Origin of the sequence: Achromobacter sp. Root565 (assembly GCF_001427425.1) — a bacterium.
GTDB lineage: Bacteria > Pseudomonadota > Gammaproteobacteria > Burkholderiales > Burkholderiaceae_B > Achromobacter > Achromobacter spanius_D.
Window position 1 is genome coordinate 894,835 of record NZ_LMGO01000001.1, and the last position, 22,140, is coordinate 916,974.

At 57.2% G+C, this 22,140-nt stretch carries 15 protein-coding genes; 7 read left to right on the forward strand and 8 right to left on the reverse strand.

Features of this window, described 5'->3' with window-relative positions:
- Positions 1–31 precede the first annotated feature (31 nt).
- Entirely contained in the window at positions 32–1,516 is a 1,485-nt protein-coding gene (locus tag ASD71_RS03995) for an amidohydrolase family protein (RefSeq protein WP_056560085.1), read from the forward strand.
- Positions 1,517–1,635: 119 nt separating this feature from the next.
- Positions 1,636–2,862, forward strand: coding sequence for an EAL domain-containing protein (locus ASD71_RS04000; RefSeq protein WP_162253543.1), 1,227 nt, complete (start codon positions 1,636–1,638; stop codon positions 2,860–2,862).
- 58 nt (positions 2,863–2,920) lie between these two features.
- Here the strand turns inward: ASD71_RS04000 and ASD71_RS04005 are convergent, their stop codons facing one another.
- Positions 2,921–3,610 (reverse strand): response regulator transcription factor, encoded by a 690-nt coding sequence (locus ASD71_RS04005; protein ID WP_056560087.1) that lies wholly within the window; start codon positions 3,608–3,610, stop codon positions 2,921–2,923.
- A gap of 209 nt (positions 3,611–3,819) precedes the next feature.
- On the opposite strand from ASD71_RS04005, the gene ASD71_RS04010 reads away from it, so the two are divergent.
- Complete coding sequence (locus tag ASD71_RS04010) at positions 3,820–7,185, forward strand: hybrid sensor histidine kinase/response regulator (RefSeq protein WP_162253544.1); 3,366 nt, start codon at positions 3,820–3,822, stop codon at positions 7,183–7,185.
- A 341-nt stretch (positions 7,186–7,526) separates the two neighbouring features.
- Here the strand turns inward: ASD71_RS04010 and ASD71_RS04015 are convergent, their stop codons facing one another.
- The 7 genes from ASD71_RS04015 to hdeA all read right to left on the reverse strand — a co-directional run bounded on the left by ASD71_RS04015 (position 7,527) and on the right by hdeA (position 16,985).
- Complete coding sequence (locus ASD71_RS04015) at positions 7,527–8,198, reverse strand: DUF1120 domain-containing protein (RefSeq protein WP_056560090.1); 672 nt, start codon at positions 8,196–8,198, stop codon at positions 7,527–7,529.
- Between the two features lie 151 nt (positions 8,199–8,349).
- A complete protein-coding gene (locus ASD71_RS04020) occupies positions 8,350–9,069 on the reverse strand; it encodes a fimbria/pilus chaperone family protein (RefSeq protein ID WP_056560092.1) in 720 nt (239 codons plus the stop codon).
- 162 nt (positions 9,070–9,231) lie between these two features.
- Positions 9,232–9,864 carry a response regulator gene (locus ASD71_RS04025; RefSeq protein ID WP_056560094.1) on the reverse strand — a complete coding sequence of 211 codons (633 nt, stop codon included), beginning with the start codon at positions 9,862–9,864 and terminating at the stop codon, positions 9,232–9,234.
- Entirely contained in the window at positions 9,861–10,373 is a 513-nt protein-coding gene (locus tag ASD71_RS04030; RefSeq protein WP_056560099.1) for a hypothetical protein, read from the reverse strand. The genes ASD71_RS04025 and ASD71_RS04030 overlap by 4 nt, the downstream gene beginning before the upstream one ends.
- A gap of 49 nt (positions 10,374–10,422) precedes the next feature.
- Positions 10,423–12,894 (reverse strand): fimbria/pilus outer membrane usher protein, encoded by a 2,472-nt coding sequence (locus ASD71_RS04035; RefSeq protein ID WP_162253545.1) that lies wholly within the window; start codon positions 12,892–12,894, stop codon positions 10,423–10,425.
- 2,299 nt (positions 12,895–15,193) lie between these two features.
- Positions 15,194–16,594, reverse strand: a complete 1,401-nt coding sequence (locus ASD71_RS04040; protein WP_056560101.1) for a glutamate decarboxylase — start codon at positions 16,592–16,594, stop codon at positions 15,194–15,196.
- 82 nt (positions 16,595–16,676) lie between these two features.
- Positions 16,677–16,985 (reverse strand): acid-activated periplasmic chaperone HdeA, encoded by a 309-nt coding sequence (hdeA, locus tag ASD71_RS27430; RefSeq protein ID WP_082578783.1) that lies wholly within the window; start codon positions 16,983–16,985, stop codon positions 16,677–16,679.
- A gap of 369 nt (positions 16,986–17,354) precedes the next feature.
- Here hdeA and gadC point away from each other — a divergent pair, with 369 nt between their 5' ends.
- The 4 genes from gadC (at position 17,355) to ASD71_RS04060 (ending at position 22,090) form a co-directional block, all read left to right on the forward strand.
- Complete coding sequence (gene gadC / locus ASD71_RS04045) at positions 17,355–18,848, forward strand: putative glutamine/gamma-aminobutyrate antiporter GadC (protein WP_056560102.1); 1,494 nt, start codon at positions 17,355–17,357, stop codon at positions 18,846–18,848.
- Positions 18,849–18,903: 55 nt separating this feature from the next.
- Positions 18,904–19,842 (forward strand): glutaminase A, encoded by a 939-nt coding sequence (glsA, locus tag ASD71_RS04050; RefSeq protein WP_056560104.1) that lies wholly within the window; start codon positions 18,904–18,906, stop codon positions 19,840–19,842.
- Positions 19,843–19,925: 83 nt separating this feature from the next.
- Complete coding sequence (locus tag ASD71_RS04055) at positions 19,926–20,642, forward strand: MgtC/SapB family protein (RefSeq protein ID WP_056560106.1); 717 nt, start codon at positions 19,926–19,928, stop codon at positions 20,640–20,642.
- A gap of 95 nt (positions 20,643–20,737) precedes the next feature.
- A complete protein-coding gene (locus tag ASD71_RS04060) occupies positions 20,738–22,090 on the forward strand; it encodes an MFS transporter (RefSeq protein ID WP_056560108.1) in 1,353 nt (450 codons plus the stop codon).
- Positions 22,091–22,140: the final 50 nt, after the last annotated feature.

A 22,140-nucleotide genomic window follows, 5' to 3' on the forward strand; every position in this document is an offset into this window, starting at 1 on the left:
CCCAAACAAGTACACACAGGAGAAACATTGCATGTTTGACGTCGATAGCGGGTCCTTCAATCGTCTAAGCCAAGTAAGTTGCGGCTGTCATAGCCCAGCTGCCGCACGGATCAGCGCCTTATATGCCATTCATGAGGTCCGCGACCAGCCGGGCGCCGTTGCAGGTACTGCAGCGCATCCCGCGTCAGGCGGAACGAAGCCCGTCGGCTCTCCCGACGCCGTGCTTCATGCAAACTCAGGGTCTAAGGCCGCTGCAGCAAGCGACCTCGTGGCGTTCGTGAATGTTCGGATTTTCGATGGAAAGTCTGATGGGCTTTTGACAGGCATGCGCGTAATGGTGCAGGGGCGTTTGATCACGGGGATCGAGCCGCAATCATTGCCGCTGCCAGAGGGGTGCATGGTGATCGACGGCAAAGACGGCGTATTGATGCCGGGACTCATTGATGCACACTGGCACTCAATTCTTGCACGCCCAAGCATGCTGATGGCTATGACCGCGGATTTCAACTATGTTCATACGCTCGCGGTAGTGGAGGCCGAAGCTACGCTGATGCGCGGATTCACGACGGTGCGCGATATGGGCGGCCCCGCCTTTGGGCTTAAGCGTGCTGTTGACGAGGGTTTGACCCCGGGCCCAAGAATTTATCCCTCCGGTGCATTCCTGAGCCAGACATCCGGGCATGGCGACTTCCGCATGCTATCTGACCTACCCCGGTCTTCAGAAGGCGGCCTAAGCTATGCCGAAAGAGTCGGCGTCACCGCCATTGTCGACGGCACGGACCAAGTCCTGATGAGGGCGCGGGAGCAACTGATGCGCGGCGCTTCGCAGTTGAAGTACATGGCGGGTGGCGGAGTTATGTCCTCGTACGATGGGCTGGATGTCACTGAAGGCTCAATAGAGGAACTTAAAGCAGCGGTAACGGCTGCTGAGAACTGGGGGACCTACGTCACCGTGCACGCTTATACGTCGCGCGCGGTGGGCATGGCTTTGGATGCGGGCGTGCGGTGTGTCGAACACGGGCAACTTATCGACGAGGATACCGCCCGCCGAATCGCGGATATGGGAGCCTGGTGGAGCCTCCAGCCCTTTCTGGACGACGAAGATGCTGTTCCGACACAGTCGCCCTTGCAGCGACAAAAGCAGCTTGCGATGATTGCCGGAACCGACAAGGCGTACGAGATGGCGCAACGGTTCGGCATTAAGACGGCCTGGGGAACCGACACGTTGTTTGACGCCAGGTTGGCGACCAGGCAGGGTGCGCAATTGGCAAAGATGAGCCGCTGGTATGGCGCGGCGCAAGTATTGCGGATGGCTACCAGTGTGAATGGCGAGCTGTGCGCATTAGCCGGACCTCGCAACCCATACCCGGCCAAACTTGGTGTGGTTGAAAAGGGCGCATGGGCTGACCTGCTGTTGGTCGACGGAAATCCTCTAGAGGACCTCCAGCTGCTTAGCAGGCCTGAGCAGTCTTTCCGTGTGATCATGAAGGATGGCCGGATATGCAAGCACATGTAGGTTTGGGACCTTTTTAGTACTCGTCCGATATCCTGACCCAGCCCCCCTGACGATACTGTCTTCATTGCATGCCGCACGAACAAGTAGCGCGGCGATCCATTGAACAGCCGGGGGGCGACATGAGATATCACGATTGCAAGCATGAGCGGCGGCATGCCTTAGCGCTCAGCGTGATAAGTATGGCGGTTGCCGAACCGGTGGGAAGCCAGCTGGACGTGTTGCTGCGCCGAGGCGTTTTCCAATCACTGCGCTACGCCTTAGACTGTGACGCGTTGTCCGCGAAGTTGCGGGAGCAACCCGCCGATCTCATATTGTGCGAGATAACTGCGACCTCCTGCGAGGGACTGTTGGTTTCCGCGCGTTTGGCCCGCGAGTCGAGCGTCGGCGGGCTTGGCCAAGTTCCGACGATACTGTGGGTCAGCGAACTGCCGCTGTGCGCCCTGGAATCCTACGCGGCCGAGCTACGACTGAAAGGCGCTGATATTCAGATCGCGCGCTCGGTGGAAGCAATTGAGGAGTCGCTAAGTCAGAATCGTGAGCCGCAGATGCCTGTGGAAAACGGGGAGTCGCTTGCGCGTTTTAGTGATGAAGACCTGATCCGTGCGCTTGGGCCGAAAGACGGCATCCGTGTCGTACTTCAACCGCAGATTGATCTGAGCTCGGGAAAGCTCATAGGCGCCGAAGCGTTGGCGAGGTGGCACCACCCGGTGGCGGGGCATGTTCCACCCCTAGAATTCGTCGATGCGCTCGACCGTCTCTCGATGGAACCGCTGTTCTTTCACATGGTGACCGAACGCGTCTTCGAGGCGCAGGCTGTTCTTTGCGAGTATGGTGGCCCCTTACGAATGTCGGTCAATGTGTCGGCGCCGGTGCTTGCAATGCCCGGGGTGACGCGCAGCCTCGAAGAGCGCTGCCATCGCCACGGGATCTCTCCGTCGCTCGTCACGGTTGAAATCACCGAAAACAAGACCATGGACGAAAAGACTCTTCTTGAGGCGGGCGTGCACAGACTGCGTAGCTGCGGATTCGGGTTGAGCATGGACGATTTTGGCACGGGCGCGTCAACTCTCGAACGCCTGAGCCGGTTACCCTTCAACGAAATCAAGATTGATAGATCGTTCGTTCAGCGCATTTTTCATGACTCCACCTCCCGCGCCATAGTGACGGTAGCTATAGACCTTGGCCGGAGCCTGGATATGACGGTTATCGCGGAAGGAATTGAAACCAGAGACCAGGCGCGCGAGTTGATGGGCCTGGGTTGTGGTGTAGGTCAAGGCTTTGGCTTGGGAAGGCCAATGGAAGTGCCCGACTTTATCAGCACGGTACGGGCGTTCCATGCATCTTAGGCCAGGTCATGAAATCTGCGCGGTAAACACCGCCGGGACGCCGCACAACTTTGAGTGATTACGTCTCGTCGGACGATGACGAGTCCGGCGTGCGGTCACTTCCTTCCGACGCAACGGCGATGCCGGTTTCAAAGGCAAATCGGAAGAGATCGGCATCACGCTCAACATTTAGCTTTCTCATGGCGCTCGTTTTCTGTGTGCTGATGGTTTGCTTGGACCGATTGAGCTGTGTCGCAATTTCGTTGACTGACATGCCGGACACGAAAAGGCGTACGACTTCCAGTTCGCGTTTGGTGAGGTCCGAAGCGACTTGGCTTCTCATTGCATGCAGATCGTTGGGCCGAGTCCGGTCGTCCGCGGGAAAGTAGCGCGCTCCCGCGTACACCGCGTGTATCGCGGAAACGAGCCGCCGAGTCGCGTGCGACTTGCCCAACACAGAATGCACGCCGATTTTGGAAAGCTCTTGCACGACCGCGGAATTGTCCAACATCGTGAACACGACAATCTTTAGATCGGGAAAAGTGCGTCGCAGATACGATATGAAGGTCAGCCCGTCGCCCAGTGCACCGCCGGGCATGGCGTAATCTGTGACCAACACGTCACAAGGTGTGGTTCTCAGAAGCTCCACCAGCTGCCCAGATTCTTGGGCCACCCCTTCCACCACAATTGACGGCACGGACGATAGTTCGTGCGTTATGCCGGAAAGAACAGCGGGATGGTCGTCGGCAAGCAAAATTCGGATTTTCATGGCGATCGCGGCCGCTGTTGGTCCGCGTACGGAGGAGATGTGGAGGAATGTAGCTTAAAACGCGTCTAGCAGCACGCTTGAGAGTCGTGTTTCAAGGGCGCGGGAAGCCGCTTCCCCTGCGGCCTCGGTGTGGGCATAATTTGCGATCATGCCCGGCCGCTTTTGGTGGTGTCGGTCTCGGCGCGACCCGTGGATGTTCGTATATGACTATGAAGCAGAGCAATGTTCTAGCCCGTTTAAGGCGTTATCAACACCTTTTGGTTATGGGCGGGGGGGCAGCAATCACGACCGTTGTGCTCGTGGCGGCTAGTCTGGAAATTGGCGCTTCGATCAATGCGCATGTACTGAGCACGAGAGAAGAGGTCTCCATAGACGTGCGACGTTCCATGGACTTCGCAGCACGCGCAGTAGCGACGCTCCGCAATAACGTCCAAAACATGGAGCTAGCTTGGCAAAGTGTGGCGGGTACGGGAGGAAGCAGTGGCGATCCGTTCCAAAACTCGGACACGCTGCGCGTGCAGCCAAGTTCGGACGACCCGCCGCTGCTAGTGTTGCGCGACCCCAAGAAATCCCCGGCGGCGCCGATGTCCGAGTCCTCAGCATATGCGGGATTGGCGGAGAAAATTGCGCCAACGACTGCAGCGATCGCGGCCCGGAACGCCGGGGAGCTGACCGTATATTTTTTAAGCGCAGACCGTCGATACCTAATTTTGTCACTCTTGCCTTGGGGCAGCGTCGAATGGCAAAGACGCGAAGCGCTGGATGGCCGTGCACTGTTTGATGTGGTCACCTCGTCCATGACCTCTGCCATTTCCCCGCCCGCCGGGGGCTGGCGAGACGCCGCCACAGGGTTGCCGCGCTTTCTGTGGATGCCCCCGTCGACTAGTCCGCTAACGGGCAAGCCATCTATTCGCGTAATCACCGGATTGATGGACCGAAAGGGGATATCTTTCGGGACGTTGGTCTACGAATTGCCCCTCGCAACGCTTACGGGAACTCTCCCCACGACGAGCTTCGCGGGCGCTTGCATGGTCTTAGCCCCCGATGGCTCCTTGGTAGCGGCCTGCGATAAGAGGCCCGATGCCGACATGCAGCAAGTCGCGCGGCGGGCCCTGGACCAAGGCGTCGGTAGCTCGTCGGGCTCCTTCATTGGCGGCTATACGCTCTTCGGCTGGCCACTCGGGCCAACGGGGTGGACGCTAATTTATGCCCAGTCGTGGCGCGACATCCTGGCCGAAGTGCGTCCTCAGATAACCCTGACAGTGGTGACGTCCGCAGTCATCGTCTTCCTGACCTGGGTGTTACTTCTGATGGTGAGGTTGGGTGTCCTGACGCCGGCAGTGAAGCAGGCGCAACGCGTCTTCGAAAGCGAAAACTTAAGTCGGAAGCTGATCGAAACGGCGCCTGTTGGACTCGGGCTGATAAAACTCGGCGAAGGACGGACGCTCCTGCAAAGTCCGACCATGGGGGACGTCGCTGACCGTGTTTTAGCGGATGGTCGCAATCTTCCAAGTACCCTACTTGACCATTATCACGATCGTGCACCTCAGGCTCCGTATGACAGTTCAAGTACCTTCAACGTCATTGAAGACGATATAAGGTTTGCCACCCGTGACGGAACTTCAATTGACCTCTTGGTACGAATGGCTCGCGCTCGATACCAAGATGAGGATGTGCTTGTCGTAGCGATCACAGACGTTACCGACAAGAAGCGGATGGAACAAGAGCTTCGTCGAGCGCGCCGGGCGGCAGACGCGGCAAGCGCCGCCAAAACCGCATTCGTGGCGGCAATGAGTCATGAAATCCGCACCCCGCTGAATGCAATATTGGGGAATCTGGAGCTGCTGGCTTCTTCATCGCTCGACGACGTGCAGCGCGACCGACTCACCACAGTTCGCACGGCATCCGACGGCCTGGTTGCCGTGATAGGCGACGTTTTAGATTTTTCCAAAATTGAAGCTGGCGAGTTGCAACTGGAGGACCTCGACTTCGATGTCATCGAGTTGGCGGCCAGCACGCTTGCGATGTTTGCACCAGCGGCAAGACTGAAGGGCATAGAGCTAGTTGGCGAGTTTGGCGTTCACCTTACGCAACCGATGCGCGGCGACCCTACGCGATTGAGCCAGGTGCTTAACAACTTGCTTTCGAACGCCATTAAGTTCACCGCAGCAGGCCACGTGACATTGTCCGTCGCAATGGATGAAACGACTTCAGACGTCGTTATAGAGGTTGCCGACACGGGCATCGGCATGACGGGCCAGCAATTGACGAATCTGTTCAAAGCGTTCGGCCAAGCGGATTTGTCCATCCACAGGCGTTTCGGGGGAACGGGCTTAGGACTGGCCTTGTGTGAGGGACTGGTTAAAGCTATGAATGGCGTGCTGCGCGCACACAGCGAAGCAGGCGTCGGCAGTCGCTTTACCGTTCGCATGCCGCTCGGCTCGGACATGCGTCGGGAAGAACTTCCGTGCTTTGATGGACAGAAGCTTCTGTTGATTACAGCTTTCCAAGTTGGGCGAGATTACCTTCTGCGAACGTTGAAGACATGGAATCTACAGGTTCACTGCTATCCACATCCTGCGATGGTGCAGCAGGAACAAATTGAAGACGCTGCGGCGCTTGTTTTATGGGGCGACAGGAGCGCTTGGCACGTTGACGATGAGACGATCCTCACCGAGGAAGCGTCTTGGGTCATTGACTGCCGTGGTGACGGACCCGCGCAGCCTGTGCGTAATGGGAGAATTATCCGTACTTCGACATTCGGCCTGGTGGGTTTAGGCAGGACTATGTTGTACATCCTGTCGGGCCAAAAGCTGCCTGCTGTGCAGCCGGAAGGGGCGCCGGCTATGGACCGACGTTTACGAGTTTTGGTAGTGGAAGACAATGCTGTGAACTGTAAACTGTTTGTGGAACAGCTAAAGTTGCTGGGCTGCGATCCAACACCGGTCCAAGACGCGCAAGGGGCGCTGCAACACATGGAGAACGGCATGTTCGACGTGCTTCTTACAGATATCTCCATGCCAGGGACAGACGGGTTCGAACTTTCCAGGCGCGTGCGCGCTCGTTGGCCGGTGATTCCAATCCTGGCCGCCACAGCAAACGTGACACCACAGCAGAAGGACGAGGGTAAACGGGCAGGCATGACGTGCGTTGTTGGAAAACCACTCTCGTTAGCCGGACTAGCAACAGCACTGTCGGACTGCACCGGAATAACAACGAAGCGTGAGGTCGGCGCTGATAGTACTCCGCTGGGCGGAGCGTCATTCCCGCCCGAAATAATGCAGGAGTTTTTGCAACTCTGCAGAAATTCGGTGGACGTACTGCGGCGAGCGCTCGACGCTGATGATGCGCATGCGTTGCTGGCAGAACTACACTCGCTGGCGGGCGCGAGCCATGTCTTCCGTCTTCAAACGTTGGCTCAACAGTGCGAAGCACTGAGCATTGCCTTAAAGCAAGCGAGCGTTGGGTCCTGTGCCGCGGACGTTCAGGCGCTTTGCAACGAACTGCACGACATCTCGAGTGCTGGCAGTACCCACAGTCCGACGTCCACTTCCCCTTCTTCCAAGACTTCATAAGTTGACAAGTGGACACCCAGATGCCACGCGATTTCGCTTTTTGTTTTCTGCCTAAGGTGACGCCATGCCCGTAGCGGGGTCCATCCATGTTCGAGTATGAGGGATTCAATTTCTGACGGTCGAGGGGCGAAGCCTATGTCCGTCGAGATCCGCTGCGAAAGCAAGGCACTTGGGCTTAAGAGTTCAGCCGCCGCAGGGAGAGCGTTCGGCGAGCCTCGCTCGTGCTCAATGCGTCGGTCCCGCGAGTAGGTTTTTTTTGGCATGGATCGAGTCTTCTGTTGCTATACATCGCCGGCCAGCCAGGAAGAACACTAGATCCTCCCTGCTGTGCCGAAAAAAAATTACAGGTAAACGATCTCTAGCGTGGCGAGGCCGTTGAGCTCGATTTCGTCGTTCAGAGGCAAGGCTTCACCTTTGTTGAGGACGGCTTGAACCGAAAGAGACCCGTTCAGCTGCGTGAAGCTGATGGGAGCACCACCATCGGAATCGGACCAGGACTGCAGATTCTCTGCTCCGCCTTGCAGAACGCCTTGAGTGGAAGCATCCCAGGAGTCACCATTGGATGCACTGCCCGTAGCGAACACCGGCGCTCCGTCTGCCGTAAAGGTGCCCTTGGCAAAACGCAACACATACCCGCCAATGTTCGCCTGTCCCGCTGTGCCAAGGCCGAAGTTGGCCTTGTCGTCCGACACACCAGCCAGGTTGGAAACCACGCCCGCAACCTTGCTGTCGGCGCGATTGTCGATCGCGCGGATCGCCACTTGGACCGGAGCGTCGCAGGTAATGGTGAGGGGCAGCGTCTGCTCGCGGAGCTGGTTAAATGAGGTCGGGCTGAGCGAGGATGCCGCGATGAGTCCGTAGTCGACCACACCGCCGTTGCCGACCGTAGGCACGCATGCTGCGGGAGTAATAGTGCCAATGACGCGGATGTCGACAGACTGCGCGTGTGCTGCCGAGGCGCTCGCCAAAGCTGCGACGACGAAAGCGGCTGCGGTAATTTTCTTGGTAAACATTTTTTATTTTCCTTGGAAAGGTGGACGAAGGAAAGTCCTTCATTTGATCGTGCTGATCGCTAAGATCGGCACGCGGGATCGGGCGGTTACCCAATTGGATCGACGATTGCAAACGATCGCTCAACAGTTACCTATGAAAAAGCCGTACGGCTCACTGAGCACTGCCCGTGCCGATGGGCGCTTCATAAGAGTCCACGGCGTAGCCATACACAGTGGCCGGCTGAATCCTGACGGAGATGTCCTTGGCCTTGCCCTTAATCGGTACTGAAAGCGTCTCACCCGGCAGCACATAGGTCTTTGGCAACGTAAGCAGTTCGCCCGAGGGCTGCAACGTCATCTCCTGTGCCATGCGGACCACGTAGGGGCTGTCATTTACGAGCTGCAAGCGACCATCGGAAACCGACCACTTAAGCAGCTTCCAAGGTTCGCGATCGCGCTCCAAGCCTTTGGGATGGATGATCAAAGGAAGATTCTGGCGGACTGTGACGCCGACGGTGCTCTTGCCGTCAGCGTTTGGGCGCATAGGGATGCCTTCGAAGACCACTCGTTTCAAGCGCTGCGTCTTGGAAGGCGCGCCGTCCTGTCGGATCACACGTACCAGCTGTGTTTCACCGGGCTCCACCCGTGCAACGGGCGGTGTCAAAACGACGAGCGTTTCCGTGTCCTCGGGTATGTCTTCGACAGTCGAATAGAGGAGCGATGCGAGATTGTCGGTGTTCGTGACGTTGATGCTGGTCTCGCCTTCACCTTCGTTAAGGATTACGACGGACGTTTCGGGCTGCATACCCGCTGCCACAGCGCCAGTGCAGACTAGAGAAACACACGCGCTGAGGAGTGCGGTATGCAGACGGGACTTGAAAGAAATCTTCATATGGAGCTCCTGTGTTTTTTGGGCAGCCGGTCTCGTGTAGCGGTGCCGTACGATGTTCAACTAGATGTCGAAATTATGGTTTTTCTCGTGCGGCGGTTGAATCGTACTGGTCCGAAATACGCGTGATGTCCCATGACGGGGGGGCTCAATCGATGGTGTTGCTCAAAGCAAGTCTGTCTCGTACGCGTAGGAGTAGAGGTCGGCATCATGCGCGACGTCTAACTTGCTCATCACGTCGGCCTTGAGCTGCGAAATTTGTTCCCGCGGTCGTTCTAGGCATATCGCTATGTCGTCAATCGACCAGCCTCGGCTGTATAGCCGAATAAATTCCCTTTCGAGGCTGGTGATATCTCCGCCGGATGGTCGAGAAATGGAATGAAGATTTGCACGATCTCCGCGCTCTCGCGGGTAGAAGCGCGCGCCTCGGTGTGCAACAACGACTGCGGACACGAGCAGAGCAGGGTCCGCCGCTTTGTTCACCACCGCATGAACACCCAACTCCGCAAGAGCTTGGTTGACGGTGCAATTGTCTAGAGCTGTGAAAACGATGATCCTGAGATTCGGAAAGCTCTGCCGTAGATAGGCAAGAAATTCCATGCCGTCGCCGTACGCACCTCGGGGCATTATGTAGTCGGTCACCAATGCGTCGACTAGTCCAGCAGTCAACATGTTCACTACTTCACCGGAGTCACATGCAGTTCCGACTACGTGTATTGACGCAGTACGACCAAGTGTGTGCCGCACGCCCGAAACAATTGCAGGGTGATCGTCTGCTATCAGGGTGCGAATCCTCATTTGGAAGGATGAAGCTCGAGCGCGCCGTGACCGGTCAGAAGCGTGACGTCTCGTACTCGGGTCATCTGTTCGTCAATTTGAGTATCGATTTCAACTTTGGCCGTAAATACGCGGCCAGTAGCGGGCTTGCCGTGCCCCCAGGCAGAGACGCTGGCGCCGGGAACGACGAACTTCGTATTGGCGGGGGCTTGCAATGGCGCCCCATGCCCCTCGGTGAGGGCAAGATCCATCTTTTGTCCGTCCACCGTGGCGCCGGTCATGCGAACGGTAAACTCGCCGCGGTTTGCGAAACGATAGCTCTTGGAGGTGGCTGCCTCCCCCGTAAAACGGAATGTGAATGGCGTGGGGCTGTTGCAGGTCGCGATTAGCATCAGTTCGCGCTTTCCCAGCGGCAGGGTCGAGCCGCTGCGGCCCGAAAGAAGCTCGCCACGATATAGCGCGCCATAGTCGACCTCGGGATTGCTGAGCTGCAGTCGGCATTCCTCTGCAAGCGCGCTGCCCGCAGACATCGACAGAGCGCCTATGGCAATCAGCCGACCCCATCCGCTTCCATGAAGATTAGGCGGGAACACAGAGCGCGGGAGCTTTCTCATAAAAGATGTCATCGTTGTTCTCTTCGCGGTAGTCAATTTTTAGATTGCAGGTCTTTTCGTTTGGTAGGGAAACTTTGAGTGCCTGTTCGGGGTTCGCGTCCGTTAGGAAAACCACACCTTTGTCCAGAACCGTCGTTATGAAGTTGCCGTTTGAATCCAGAACCGATGAACCCTTTGGCAAAGGCTTACCGTCTTCATTCACCGCATCTATCAAGATTCTGCGCGCCTTGATGACGTCAAATTGAAGATGGTTGACAGATCCGCGGCCTGCCTCGACGGACTGAAATCCGTTCCTCAGGTCAACGCGTCGCGGCAAAGACTTCGGCTGCACTTCGACGCGATTGCTGCGGTATGCATGGAGATGCGGTATTACGGCTTGCCCGGTTGCGTCAGTCCAGACGGGACCATTTGGCGTCGTGAGCTTGACGCCCGACAGATCACCAACCGCGACGATGCCGAACGTATCCTGCACTGCATAGGGTGACAGGGTGACGCCCGATTTGTGAGCGACCGCCGCGCCGGATATGCGGGCGCTTTGGGTGCTACTGGATCCGCCTTGCGAATATCCAAGGTCAAGGCTCGTGTAGCGGGGAATCGCGGAGACATTCGCGGAGGCGTACGTATCCTGATTTGCACTGTTTCGTTCCGCAGCAAGCCGGTAATTGAGTTGGTCGCTAACGATGTCGGACATCGCTACGCCGGTGCGCGTCGAGTCCCCGCGTTTGCTCACGTAGGCTCGAGCGCTACGAGTACCGATGGGGATGCTGACGTTTACATAAGCGGCATTGTTGTTGCTCCCCTTTCGGCTGCCGCGAGTGGACTGGCCGCGGTCGCTATTGCGAGCAGATCCCAGTGCGGTTTCCACGCTTGCGGTTACAGTCGCGCGGTCAAACGACTTCCCCCAGGAGCCGACGAGGCGGTTGCTAGAATTCCCGTTGAATGCGCGGCTTGTGCTGTAGGTAGCATTCAAGCTTCCCACGGTCGGGTTGGACCAGCCAGTCGTGGCACTGTATTGGCGCTTGTACTGGGATGCCATCCAATCGGGCGACTTTCCAACTAAGGTGTCGGAGAGATTGCGATAGCCTGACGACTGCTGAGTGGTGGAGACCCCTACAGTGACCGATTCTGCTGGCCGCAGGTTAAAGTTGGCACCGACTTGTGCCCCTTTTACACCTTCTTCGGATGCGTTCGAAAATGTGGTGCGCAGCGCAGCGTTAGCGTTGGGGAAGCTAAAGTCCAGGCTGGAGCCGACAGTGCTATAGCGAGCTGAAGCCATGATTCCTGCTGAACCGACCGTGCTTGGGTTCAAGTTCCACGTACCGTTTGCGGCGGCGACCACCGGCGACGCGCCTTTTTCTGTAGCAATCTCTCGAACTTTCCCCACCGCGAGGCTGTATCCCGGTTGACTGGAAACACTGCTTCGAAAAGTAGCCGCAGACACAGTGAAGGTTCGGGATTGGCCGTTAGTTTCCTGTACGGTTACCTCCAAGTCAGCGCCGGTATTCATGAGCGGAATATCGGTGAGCGCGAAAGGTCCCTCCGGGACCATCGTCGTGTAGATCAACACGCCGGCCTGGCGCACTTCGATGGTTGCCTGACTTTGTGCGATACCTTGTACGAGCGCGCCGGAGGCAGTAGACGAATACAAAGCGCCTTCGGGCAGCAGCTGGACGCCCGTGATTGGCGCGCCGACGAAGACCGGGCTGTTGACGTTAATCTGACCCGCTTGCAGAACCGCCTTCTGATCCGCAAACGTGCGCTGAGCGTAGGTGTACAGATGGTTGAACCGTTGTTGGTCGCCGTCCTTGCTGTAGAGTTGGCGGCTGCGAACGATCCAGTCGCCAGCATTGAATCCGGCTTGTGTGGTTGCATAGGTGGCCGTGCGCTTGTTGTCGCCGAAACGGGACCGCACGCTCATGACGTCATAGTTCAAAATGCCCGCCGTTCCACCAGTCGTGAAGTCTCTGGCCTCCGGTGCGTCGCCCAGCATTGCATCTTGAGGCACGACCAGGAATATCTGCTCGCGATTTGGCCGGAGCGTTAATGATGTCTGGGGGTAGGCGGCAACAAAGTCATAGCACGTGTCGCCGGCAACAACGTTTCCGAGGCGGTATGACGAGGCAGGCACGCGGAGGCGGGCTTTACGTAGAAAGTTCTCGTCAAAGCACAACTTCCCTTCAGAGCCAAAGCGAGCGTCGACCTTCCCCAGTTTGACGCCGTTGACGATCAGATCAACGACGCGCAGGCCTGGCGAAAAGCGTGGAGCTTCGCTTAAGTACTCCGCAAGTTTAGGATCGATGCCCCGCTGGCGAAGCATTTCTAAGTCGAACTGCGCGGCTGCGCTCGCCGATTGAGTCGAAGACACCGAAGCTGATGCCTCGGGCAAGGGCGCGAGAAATAGAGCGCCGCCGAGGGCACAGACCAAAGGTGTTTGCACCCACGATTTGCGACAATGCGAACGAGTTACGGCCCGCATGGGCATGCCGCCCCGCGGGGCGACCCGAATAAATTTAGACATTGTCGTTACCGTGAGAGATGGCGGGCTACGCCGTGCCAGACGAGAAAAATTGGCCTTGCATGCGGTGCGCGGTTGAGGAAATAGAGGCTTTCACAAGGCCGCCAAATTCGTTACTTGGATTCTCGTATTCTTCTCTCGCTCTTGATGTAGGACGTGTACGAATATGATGTTTGTCTCATCAGCACCGTCGCTTGGACAGGAATATCAGCGGCGTCTCCTCGCGCACCATCGGCATGTTGGCCGCAAACTATCCCCGAGCCATACTTAGAGTTTGCTCGTGCGAACGCCATGGGAAGAGTCTTGCATCAGCGTCGGCAAGATGAGCGGCAGCAGCACGTGTCATCTCGTTCGCGGCGGGTATCAGTGCGTGTTTGAGCGCGTCGCCGACGTAGGCGCGGGGCCTCTCTTCGCTGTTGTCATCCTGTTCTATCGCGAGGGCGGAAGGACCGGTATTTTTCCCGCCATCCGCTCGAAGTCTCCGGGGGGGTACTTGCCAAGCTCCCGAAAATTTGCAGGCGGAAGGCATGGCGTCCGATGCCTGGGAGGGCCGGAATGGCGCCGTGATGACCACGACCGCCTCATTTTCTCAACGGGAGGCCCGTCAATCACCGAAGACGGCACGCGCCGGGAGGCGCTGCTGCAACCGCCGTATGGTGAATCCAGATCTCCCTTGTTCGGGTGTCGCTTTATGTGCGCGACTTATAGTTTGGCTGTTTGCTTGTGGCGTGATGCGCTGGTGCAGCGCCTGGCGCCGTCGCCTTTGCGAAGCCTTCGCTGGGATGACGTCTTCGTCCTTCAAGCTCAGGAACAATGCCATATCGTCGCCGTGCTTCGGGTTGATCGGCTTGCCCACGCCTCGTCTGGCGGTCCACTGCAACGAGTCGACAAGGCGCGCCAATTTGCGAAAATCTGGCCCGGCACAGGAGTGGCATGTGACACGCCACTTTTTAGTTGAGACGAGGATGAACGCGGACCGCATCGGCAAGGTCGGGTTGGAGCTCGGGCCACTTATGTCGTAGAGCGTGAGACCCGGCAATCCTTGTTGCCCAGACCTGAAAGAATGCCGTATTGGGTGCAGCAGCCAGCTATGGCCTAGGAAACTCTTGGAAACGAACTGGACCGGCTGAGCAGCTCTGATGCCGAATCATGGTCTGGATCGTCCCATGCCGATGTCCAGTGCTGTATCCCTGTATGACGTTTCAGTGGCGAAGCATCTGGGTGCCCGGCTGGCGGGCACTCAGTTCGGCGTGCCTTCGCGGCGCTAGCCGCTAAAGAAACATGGCACTACAGATATACGAGCTCGATCGTTGCCGATCCATCCAACGCCACGGCTTCACGCAGCGGGAGTTCTTCGCTTTTGTTGATATTCGGAAGCAGCGTCATTCGGAAAAACAAGTCTTTCACTGAGAGAACCTCGTCCGAGGTGGGGCTACCGAATGCATACAATGCTCCTGTACTCCATTGGGTGGTTCTTACCCAGTTGGCGCCATCTTGCTTGAGGAATACTCCGCTCTGTCCGTCCGCGTGGATGGTAGACCATCCCGTCGTGAATTGGTATTGCCCGATGGGTTTGCCTGCTGCCAAACCAAGGCCAAGATAGTTGTCTGGCGAACTAGAGGCTTTTTTGGGAGGGGTAGCCGTTCCCGACCTGTTATCCACAAGGCGAAAACCGGTTTGCGTGGGAGCATCGCAGGAGACTGATACATTCAATGTCCGTGACTTCAAGGACGTGTACTCGGTCTAGCTTAAAGAAGAGGCGGGGATCGTTCCATAATCCACGACACCTCCGTCGCCCACATTAATTGCACGCTGCAGGGGTAACTCGACCTGAGACTTGGACATCTACGGATTGGGCGCTCGCTCCTGTTGTGGCTGCAAGGGTCGCCCCAAGAAGCGTCACGATTGCGAATCCTCGGCGCATTATCATATTTCATCCTTTTGACGTGTGGCGTCCCATGGGGGACATACCGCAGTCTCAAAGAGATCCGCTGAACACGTAATCCGAAACGGCATTGCTTCAGTGCGGCTGAGTTCATGCTAGACGTGCCGCTCAAGCGTGAGTCGGTATAAGACAATGGAAGGTCATATTGTCGCGGACTGAATTCGCGAGGGCGATAGGACGGGTACGAAAAACTGCTTGATGAGGTGTTCAATCAGGGCCAGCGTGGATGAAATGCACGGGCCGCGCTCTTAAAGCGCAGCCCCGTGCCTACACCGCTTAGTGGTGGAAGCCGCCAGATTCTTCCTGCGAACCCACTACGGCTACGGGATGCGCCTTGAAATAGTCGAGGCTGCGCCGGAAATCATCCAACAGCATGCCGGCCAAATCGCGGCTTACCCCGTGGCGCACGAGGATGCGTTGGATGACCAAGTCCTGGCGATTTGCTGGCATCGAGTATGCAGGGACCTGCCAACCGCGCGAGCGCAGGCGGTCAGCAAGGTCATACAGGTTAAATCCTGGGTACTCAATACCCTCTTTAAGCTTCCAGCAAAGTGCGGGAATTCCCTTGCTAGGGTCGCCATCGAACAGAATTTCAAACGGCCCCAACTTGCCAAGTTCGTCGGCCATGTAGCGGGCGGTGTCGTAGCAAGCGCTTTGAATTCGCTCGTAGCCTTCACGACCAAGACGCAGGAAGTTGTAGTACTGAGCCACGATCTGGCCGCCCGGCCGCGAGAAATTCAACGCGAAGGTTGGCATGTTGCCACCGAGATAATTCACGTTGAAGATCAACTCTTCGGGCAAATGGGCCGCGTCGCGCCAGACGATCCAACCTACGCCGAGGGGCGCCAAACCGAACTTGTGGCCCGATGTGTTGATGGATACCACTCGCGGAAGCCGGAAATCCCACTGCAGATCCGGCGCGCAGAATGGCGCCAGGAATCCACCACTTGCCCCGTCCACATGTATGGGGATATCGAGCCCGGTGTCTTGCTGCAACCTGTCCAGAGCATCGTGCACGGCCTTGACCGGTTCGTACTCACACGTGAACGTGACACCAAGGGTCGGCACCACACCGATTGTGTTCTCGTCGACGCGTTTGAGGACTTCCTCAGGCGTCATGATCAGACGCCCGTTCTCCATCGGGATCTCCCGCAGTTCCACGTCGAAGTAACGGGCGAACTTGTGCCAGCAGATCTGAACGGGACCGCAGATCAGATTGGGCTTGTCGGTTGAGAGTCCGGCAGCCTTACGCTTTTTCCTCCACGCCCACTTCATAGCCAGGCCACCCAGCATGGCCGCCTCGGACGAACCGGTGGTCGAGCAGCCCAGCGTGTTTGCGGCATCCGGAGAATTCCACAAGTCGGCGAGCATGTGCACGCAGCGGGCCTCGATTTCGGCGGTCTGGGGGTACTCGTCCTTGTCAATCATGTTCTTGTCGATCGACTCATCCATGAGTTTGTGGACTTCCTCGTCGACCCACGTTTGACAAAACGTGGCCAAGTTCTGGCGGGAGTTTCCGTCCAGCATCAACTCGTCGTGCACGACTTGATAGGCATGACGAGGAGCGTGCTCAGCCGAAGGAAACTTGTACTTCGGCATCGTTACAGCGAGGTCGCTGGAGGCGTATACGTCGTCCAGCAAATCCTCGCGAACAGCGTCTTTGGAATGCAGTGGCATTGAATTTTTCCAGGTGGTTTGATAGGTCGGATTGGTGCGCGATCCGGCGGTGTCGCGACTGGATCGCGTGGAGAAGTTGGCCTTATTTCTTTGCTTTTGACCAACTCTGTACAAGGGCATCCCGCAGGGCGATCTTCGGGTTTTCCTTGCAGAACGTCAGGAGTTCGGGCTGGACCCTTGTAATCCCGTCGACATCCAATGTGGCTGATTGCGGCTCGCCCTTTCGATTCACAGCTTCGGCAAAGCCGAGCACTGTCGGGCGATAGTTATCTTCGACGGCGAGATAATCGCTGCAAAGCCATAACGCAATAGGCTTATTCGAATCTGCCACCGCGGCGGAAGAGACGGACAGCGCGCCGGTTATAGACAGCGCGTAAAAAAAATTTTTCATCGGACACCCCTGACGACGAGTTAACTCCCAAGAAAGCGAAGCTCCGGCGGTCGTGGGAGGTGCCGAGCCGCTGAGCCTAGAGCTACTGCAAAAGTGGCTGCAACAAGCTGAAAATTAATACTGTGGCGCTAGCTCACACATTAACGACCAGCGTGGTTGCGCGTAACATATCATGCTTTTGTGAAATGTGGGGCTACATCGGAAAAGTGTCGTGCCAACGCGACGTCTGCCCCGACACGCTGTGAACATTGGAGTTTGACACTTTGATCGGGTATCTTCTGTTCTCGGAAGTATGTCAAACGTAACCATACGCTTCTTGAAAATCTCAATTTGTTTCGTTCCTTTCGAGGATTTAAAAAGCGAGCACTTATGTCAAAACTCGATTCAACCGCGTCACGGTCACGCACAAAAAAACTAACAATAGGGACTCTGGCGATAATGAACATCGTCGCCGTTGTGAGCCTGCGCGGTCTTCCCGCTGAGGCGGAATATGGTTTAGGCTCCATCTTTTTCTATGTTTTTGCCGCGTTGGCTTTTCTTGTGCCGGTATCGCTAGTCGCCGCAGAACTAGCAACTGGCTGGCCAGAAAAAGGTGGCGTCTTCAGATGGGTGGGGGAAGCATTCGGCCCGCGAATTGCATTCCTGGCCATGTTCATGCTCTGGATAGAAGTGACCGTCTGGTTTCCAACGGCCCTGACTTTTGCCGCGGTTTCTTTGGCGTTCGTCGGTCCGGATCAACGGTGGGACGAGGCGCTCTCGGCAAACAAATATTTTGTTTTGGCCATTGTGCTCGCCGTGTACTGGCTGGCGACGTTTATCGCCTTTAAGGGGGTTGAGACGTTCGCAAAGGTCGCGAAGTGGGGCGGAATTATTGGAACTATCGTGCCCGCGGTGATCCTAATTGGTTTGGGATTTGCCTACCTGTTTTCCGGCGGAGTACCCCAAATTTCGCTCGCTTGGGACACGCTCGTCCCGGATTTCGGGAATTTCAGTAACGTGGTCTTGGCGGCAAGCATTTTCTTGTTCTATGCGGGCATGGAAATGAACGCCATTCACGTCCAAGAGATCAACAATCCGACGCGCAGCTACCCGATTGCGATCATGCTGTCGGCCCTCGGGACCGTGTTGATCTTTGTGCTTGGAACACTGGCCATCGCGTTCGTGGTCCCTCAATCGAATATCAGTCTTACGCAAGGCCTGCTTGTCGCCTATGGAGAGATGTTCCGATGGGCGGGGATCGAGTGGCTCGGACCGGTTGTCGCAATCGCACTTGCCGTCGGCGTACTCGCTGGCGTGGTTACGTGGGTGGCGGGTCCTTCCACTGGCTTGCTAACGGTGGCGAAGGCTGGTTACTTGCCGCGCTGGTGGCAACATGAGAACAAGAATGGGATGGCGACACATATCCTGTTGGTGCAGGCATTCATCGTGACGCTGCTGGCCACGTTGTTCGTGATTCTGCCGTCCGTCCAGGCAGCCTACCAAATCATGAGCGCGCTCACCGTCATTCTCTACCTGGTTATGTACCTGCTGATGTTTGCGGCTGCCGTTCGTTTGCGATACAGCCAGCCGACGCGCAGCCGGCCATACCGAATTCCTGGTGGCAACGTGGGGATGTGGATCCTGGCTGGTGCAGGCTTTCTCGGATCGCTGCTGGCGTTTGTCTTTAGCTTCATCCCGCCCGACCAGATTTCGGTGGGCAGCCCGGAAACCTATGTAGGCATCCTCGTAGTACTCACAGTGTTCTTCGTTGCGTGTCCTTTCTTCATCTATGCCATGAAGAAAGACAGCTGGGAGAGCCCAGTCAGCGATTTTGCGCCGTTCACCTGGCAGCCCGCGGCTAAACCGAAAGCCGCATCGGCTTGACATAGCTTCTTGTGCCGCGCTTCAGGCGCGGCACGAAACAAACGAGATGAACGTAATGAAATCTGAACAATCAAGTCTTTTTGATGCAGTGCTGGCAGCACATGCGCGTTACGGCACGGCGGAAGGTGGCGCGAACGCGAGCTATATACCTTTTCTCGCCGGCGTCCCGTCTAACTTGGCTGCTATAGCCGCAATGACTGTTGACGGTGCAATATGCGCAGCCGGCGACGCCGACTATGCTTTTGCTCTCGAATCCATATCCAAAGTTTGCACTCTTGCGCTGGCAATGGAGGACGTTGGGCCCGACGCCGTCAGGGAGAAGATCGGCGTGGACCCAACCGGGCTTCCCTTCAACTCAGTCATGGCGCTGGAACTTCACAACGGCAAGCCGTTGTCTCCTCTGGTGAATGCAGGCGCGATGGCAACCGTAAGTTTGCTTAGAGCGTCGAACAACGAGGAGCGTTGGCAGCGAGTGCTGGATATGCAGTCCGCGTTGGCAGGATCGCCCGTGACGCTCTCGGATGAAGTCAATAAGTCCGAACAAGCCACAAACTTCCACAATCGCGCCATCGCGTGGTTGTTGAGTTCTGCAGACTCTATGTTCTGTGACCCGATGGACGCATGCGACGTCTATACACGGCAATGTTCGACGCTTGTCACCACGCGGCAGCTTGCGAGCATGGCCGCGACGCTTGCGGCGCAAGGCCGTAGTCCGGTCACGGGCCGGCAAGTACTCAAATGCGAACACGTCCCGTGCGTTTTGGCCGAGATGACGATGGAAGGATTGTATGAGCGATCTGGCGATTGGGCGTACACCGTCGGAGTTCCTGCAAAGAGCGGCGTCGGCGGCGGCATTATGGCGGTCGTGCCAGGAGTCATGGGGCTAGCCGCGTTTTCGCCGCCCTTGGATGATGCGGGTAACAGTGTGCGCGGACAGTTGATGGTTGCAGACGTCGCCAAAGCACTCGGGCTTTCGCTGTTCGACCGAAGATAACGGACGGCGCGAAATCAACTTCTGGATCTCCAGTTAGATCGTACATCTCGGTGGTTATGCCTGCCCGCTGAACATGGTGCACCATGCAAGCATTTCAAAATTTCGACCTTCATTCGATGTTAGATACGTCGCTGAGCTTGGTCGTGGCATTCGTACTGGGCGCACTGATCGGCCTGGAGCGCCAGTATCGCCAGCGCACGGCTGGCTTACGGACAAACGTCCTCGTCGCGGTGGGCGCTGCACTGTTCGTTGATGTAGCGAACCGACTCGCCGGTGCCGACGGTGCCGTGCGAGTGATCGCATATGTCGTCTCCGGTGTCGGCTTCCTTGGCGCCGGCGTCATCATGCGCGAGGAGGGCAATGTCCGGGGGCTCAACACGGCGGCCACATTGTGGGGATCGGCGGCCGTGGGCGCTGCCGCTGGGGCAGATCTACTTGCAGAGGCGATGCTCGGTGCTGTGTTCGTGTTAGCGGCTAACACGCTCCTACGACCATTTGTAAATGCGATTAACAGGCAACCCCTAGATGCAGAGGTCGTCGAAGTGACCTATGCCTTCCACCTCATTGTTTCAAAGCATGCGCAAAAGAGAGCGAGGCAGTCATTCTCGGAAGAGCTCGAACGCATGGGGCTTCACGGCTACACGCTAGAAGTCAGATCCTTCTCGGCCGAAGAAGTCGAGATCGAAGCGACGTTGGAGGATGCGACGCCGGACGCGATTGAGCGGGATGCGTTGTTGGACCGACTTGGGTCTATGCCCGGTGTACGGCAAGCGTTCTGCGCGCCCAGCACGCGGAATTGAGCACGCTAAATGCCGCGCAAGGCCCTTGCACTGCGACGTGCACAGCCCATTGAGAATTTCTACTAGTTGTGGGCGACCACTACAGGACTGATTAGATGACGAAGTCGGATTCGCCCGCGGGGCGCATAGTTGCAATTGTGTGCGCAACGGCCGCGACATACCTCGCGACGTCGATGGGCGGCGCGGTGAGCTTAGTTTTGCCAGAAATCGCCTCCGACCTTAGCCTGTCTTCGGCCCAGGTCCAATGGATTCTCGCCGGCTATCTCCTTGCGCGGGTGGGAATGTTGAAGCCTTCCGGCGCGTTGTCGGACCGGCTAGGAGCCCGAAAAATGTTCCTGGTTGGCATGACTTTATTCGCGGTCACATCCTTAAGCTGCGCACTGGTTTCCAGCGAGGCCCTCTTGATCGGCGTACGCATTCTTCAGGGCGCAGCAGCCGCGATGATTTCACCCTCGTCGCTTGTGCTATTGAGAACGTGTATGCCGGGATCTCGACAAGCTCGAGCGATGACCATCTGGTCGTTTGCTGGGATCGCCGGGTTTGGGTTGGCGCCTGCTCTAGGGGGGCTGCTTGTACACGTCTGGGGCTGGCCATCGATATTCTATTTCTGTGGCTTTGGCGCAGCGCTTTTCGGAGGCTTGTTCCTCATAGGCGTGAAACACGAAGACGCTTCTGCGGTTCCTCAAGGCCTCCCACCGCCGCTAGCCCGAAACTTGTTGATGTCAACGGCGCTGGTGGTGCTTGCTTATCTCATCGGCAAAGATGATGTCAGGGGGACTGTTTATTTCTTGGTTGGCGTATTGTTGACCACAATGGAGACGGAACGCGGGGTGCTTCTGCGTGCGGCCATATGGGAGGCTGGACTATCTCGTCTTCCCGCGATGCTGGCGGGGCTATCCGGGTTTGCTTCTATAGCTGCCGTCGTACTGTGGGCGTCCTACTTCATGCAGGGCGATCTCCGACTGAGCGCGTTGGAGTTTGGGCTGAGCTGCCTGCCAATGGCAGCGACGGGCGTCATTTCATGTCTCATCGCTTCTCCTTTGCTCTCATCCAAGCGCGCCGACCTGGCGTTTGTTTGTGGTGGCGCTGTGACGATCTGTGCGGCCTTACTCGCGTTCGTCGCGGAGGCTCGATCTTCCCAGGCGTGCGCTGTCGCAGCGCTAGCGGCAATCGGATTGGCCTATGGTTTCATTAATGGCGCCGTCTCGAGTGCGCTACTCGACACGTTCCCCGCGTCGCAATCGGGGGACGGTGCCGCAATGGCATCTCTCAGCAAGCAGTTCGGGCAGCTAATCGGAGTTGCCATCGTGGCAGCATGGAGGACGATGTCGGTCGATACGCCGGGAACAAATAGTTGGTTCTTCGCCTTCTTGGGCGGTGCGGGAGCTATTCTGCTGGCTTCCGCGACACTCTCCAGCACGGTCAAGCGCCCGTCTATAGCGGCGTAATCAGTACATGTGGTGAGTTTCAAACCTTAACCCCGCGTGGGCGACTTCGA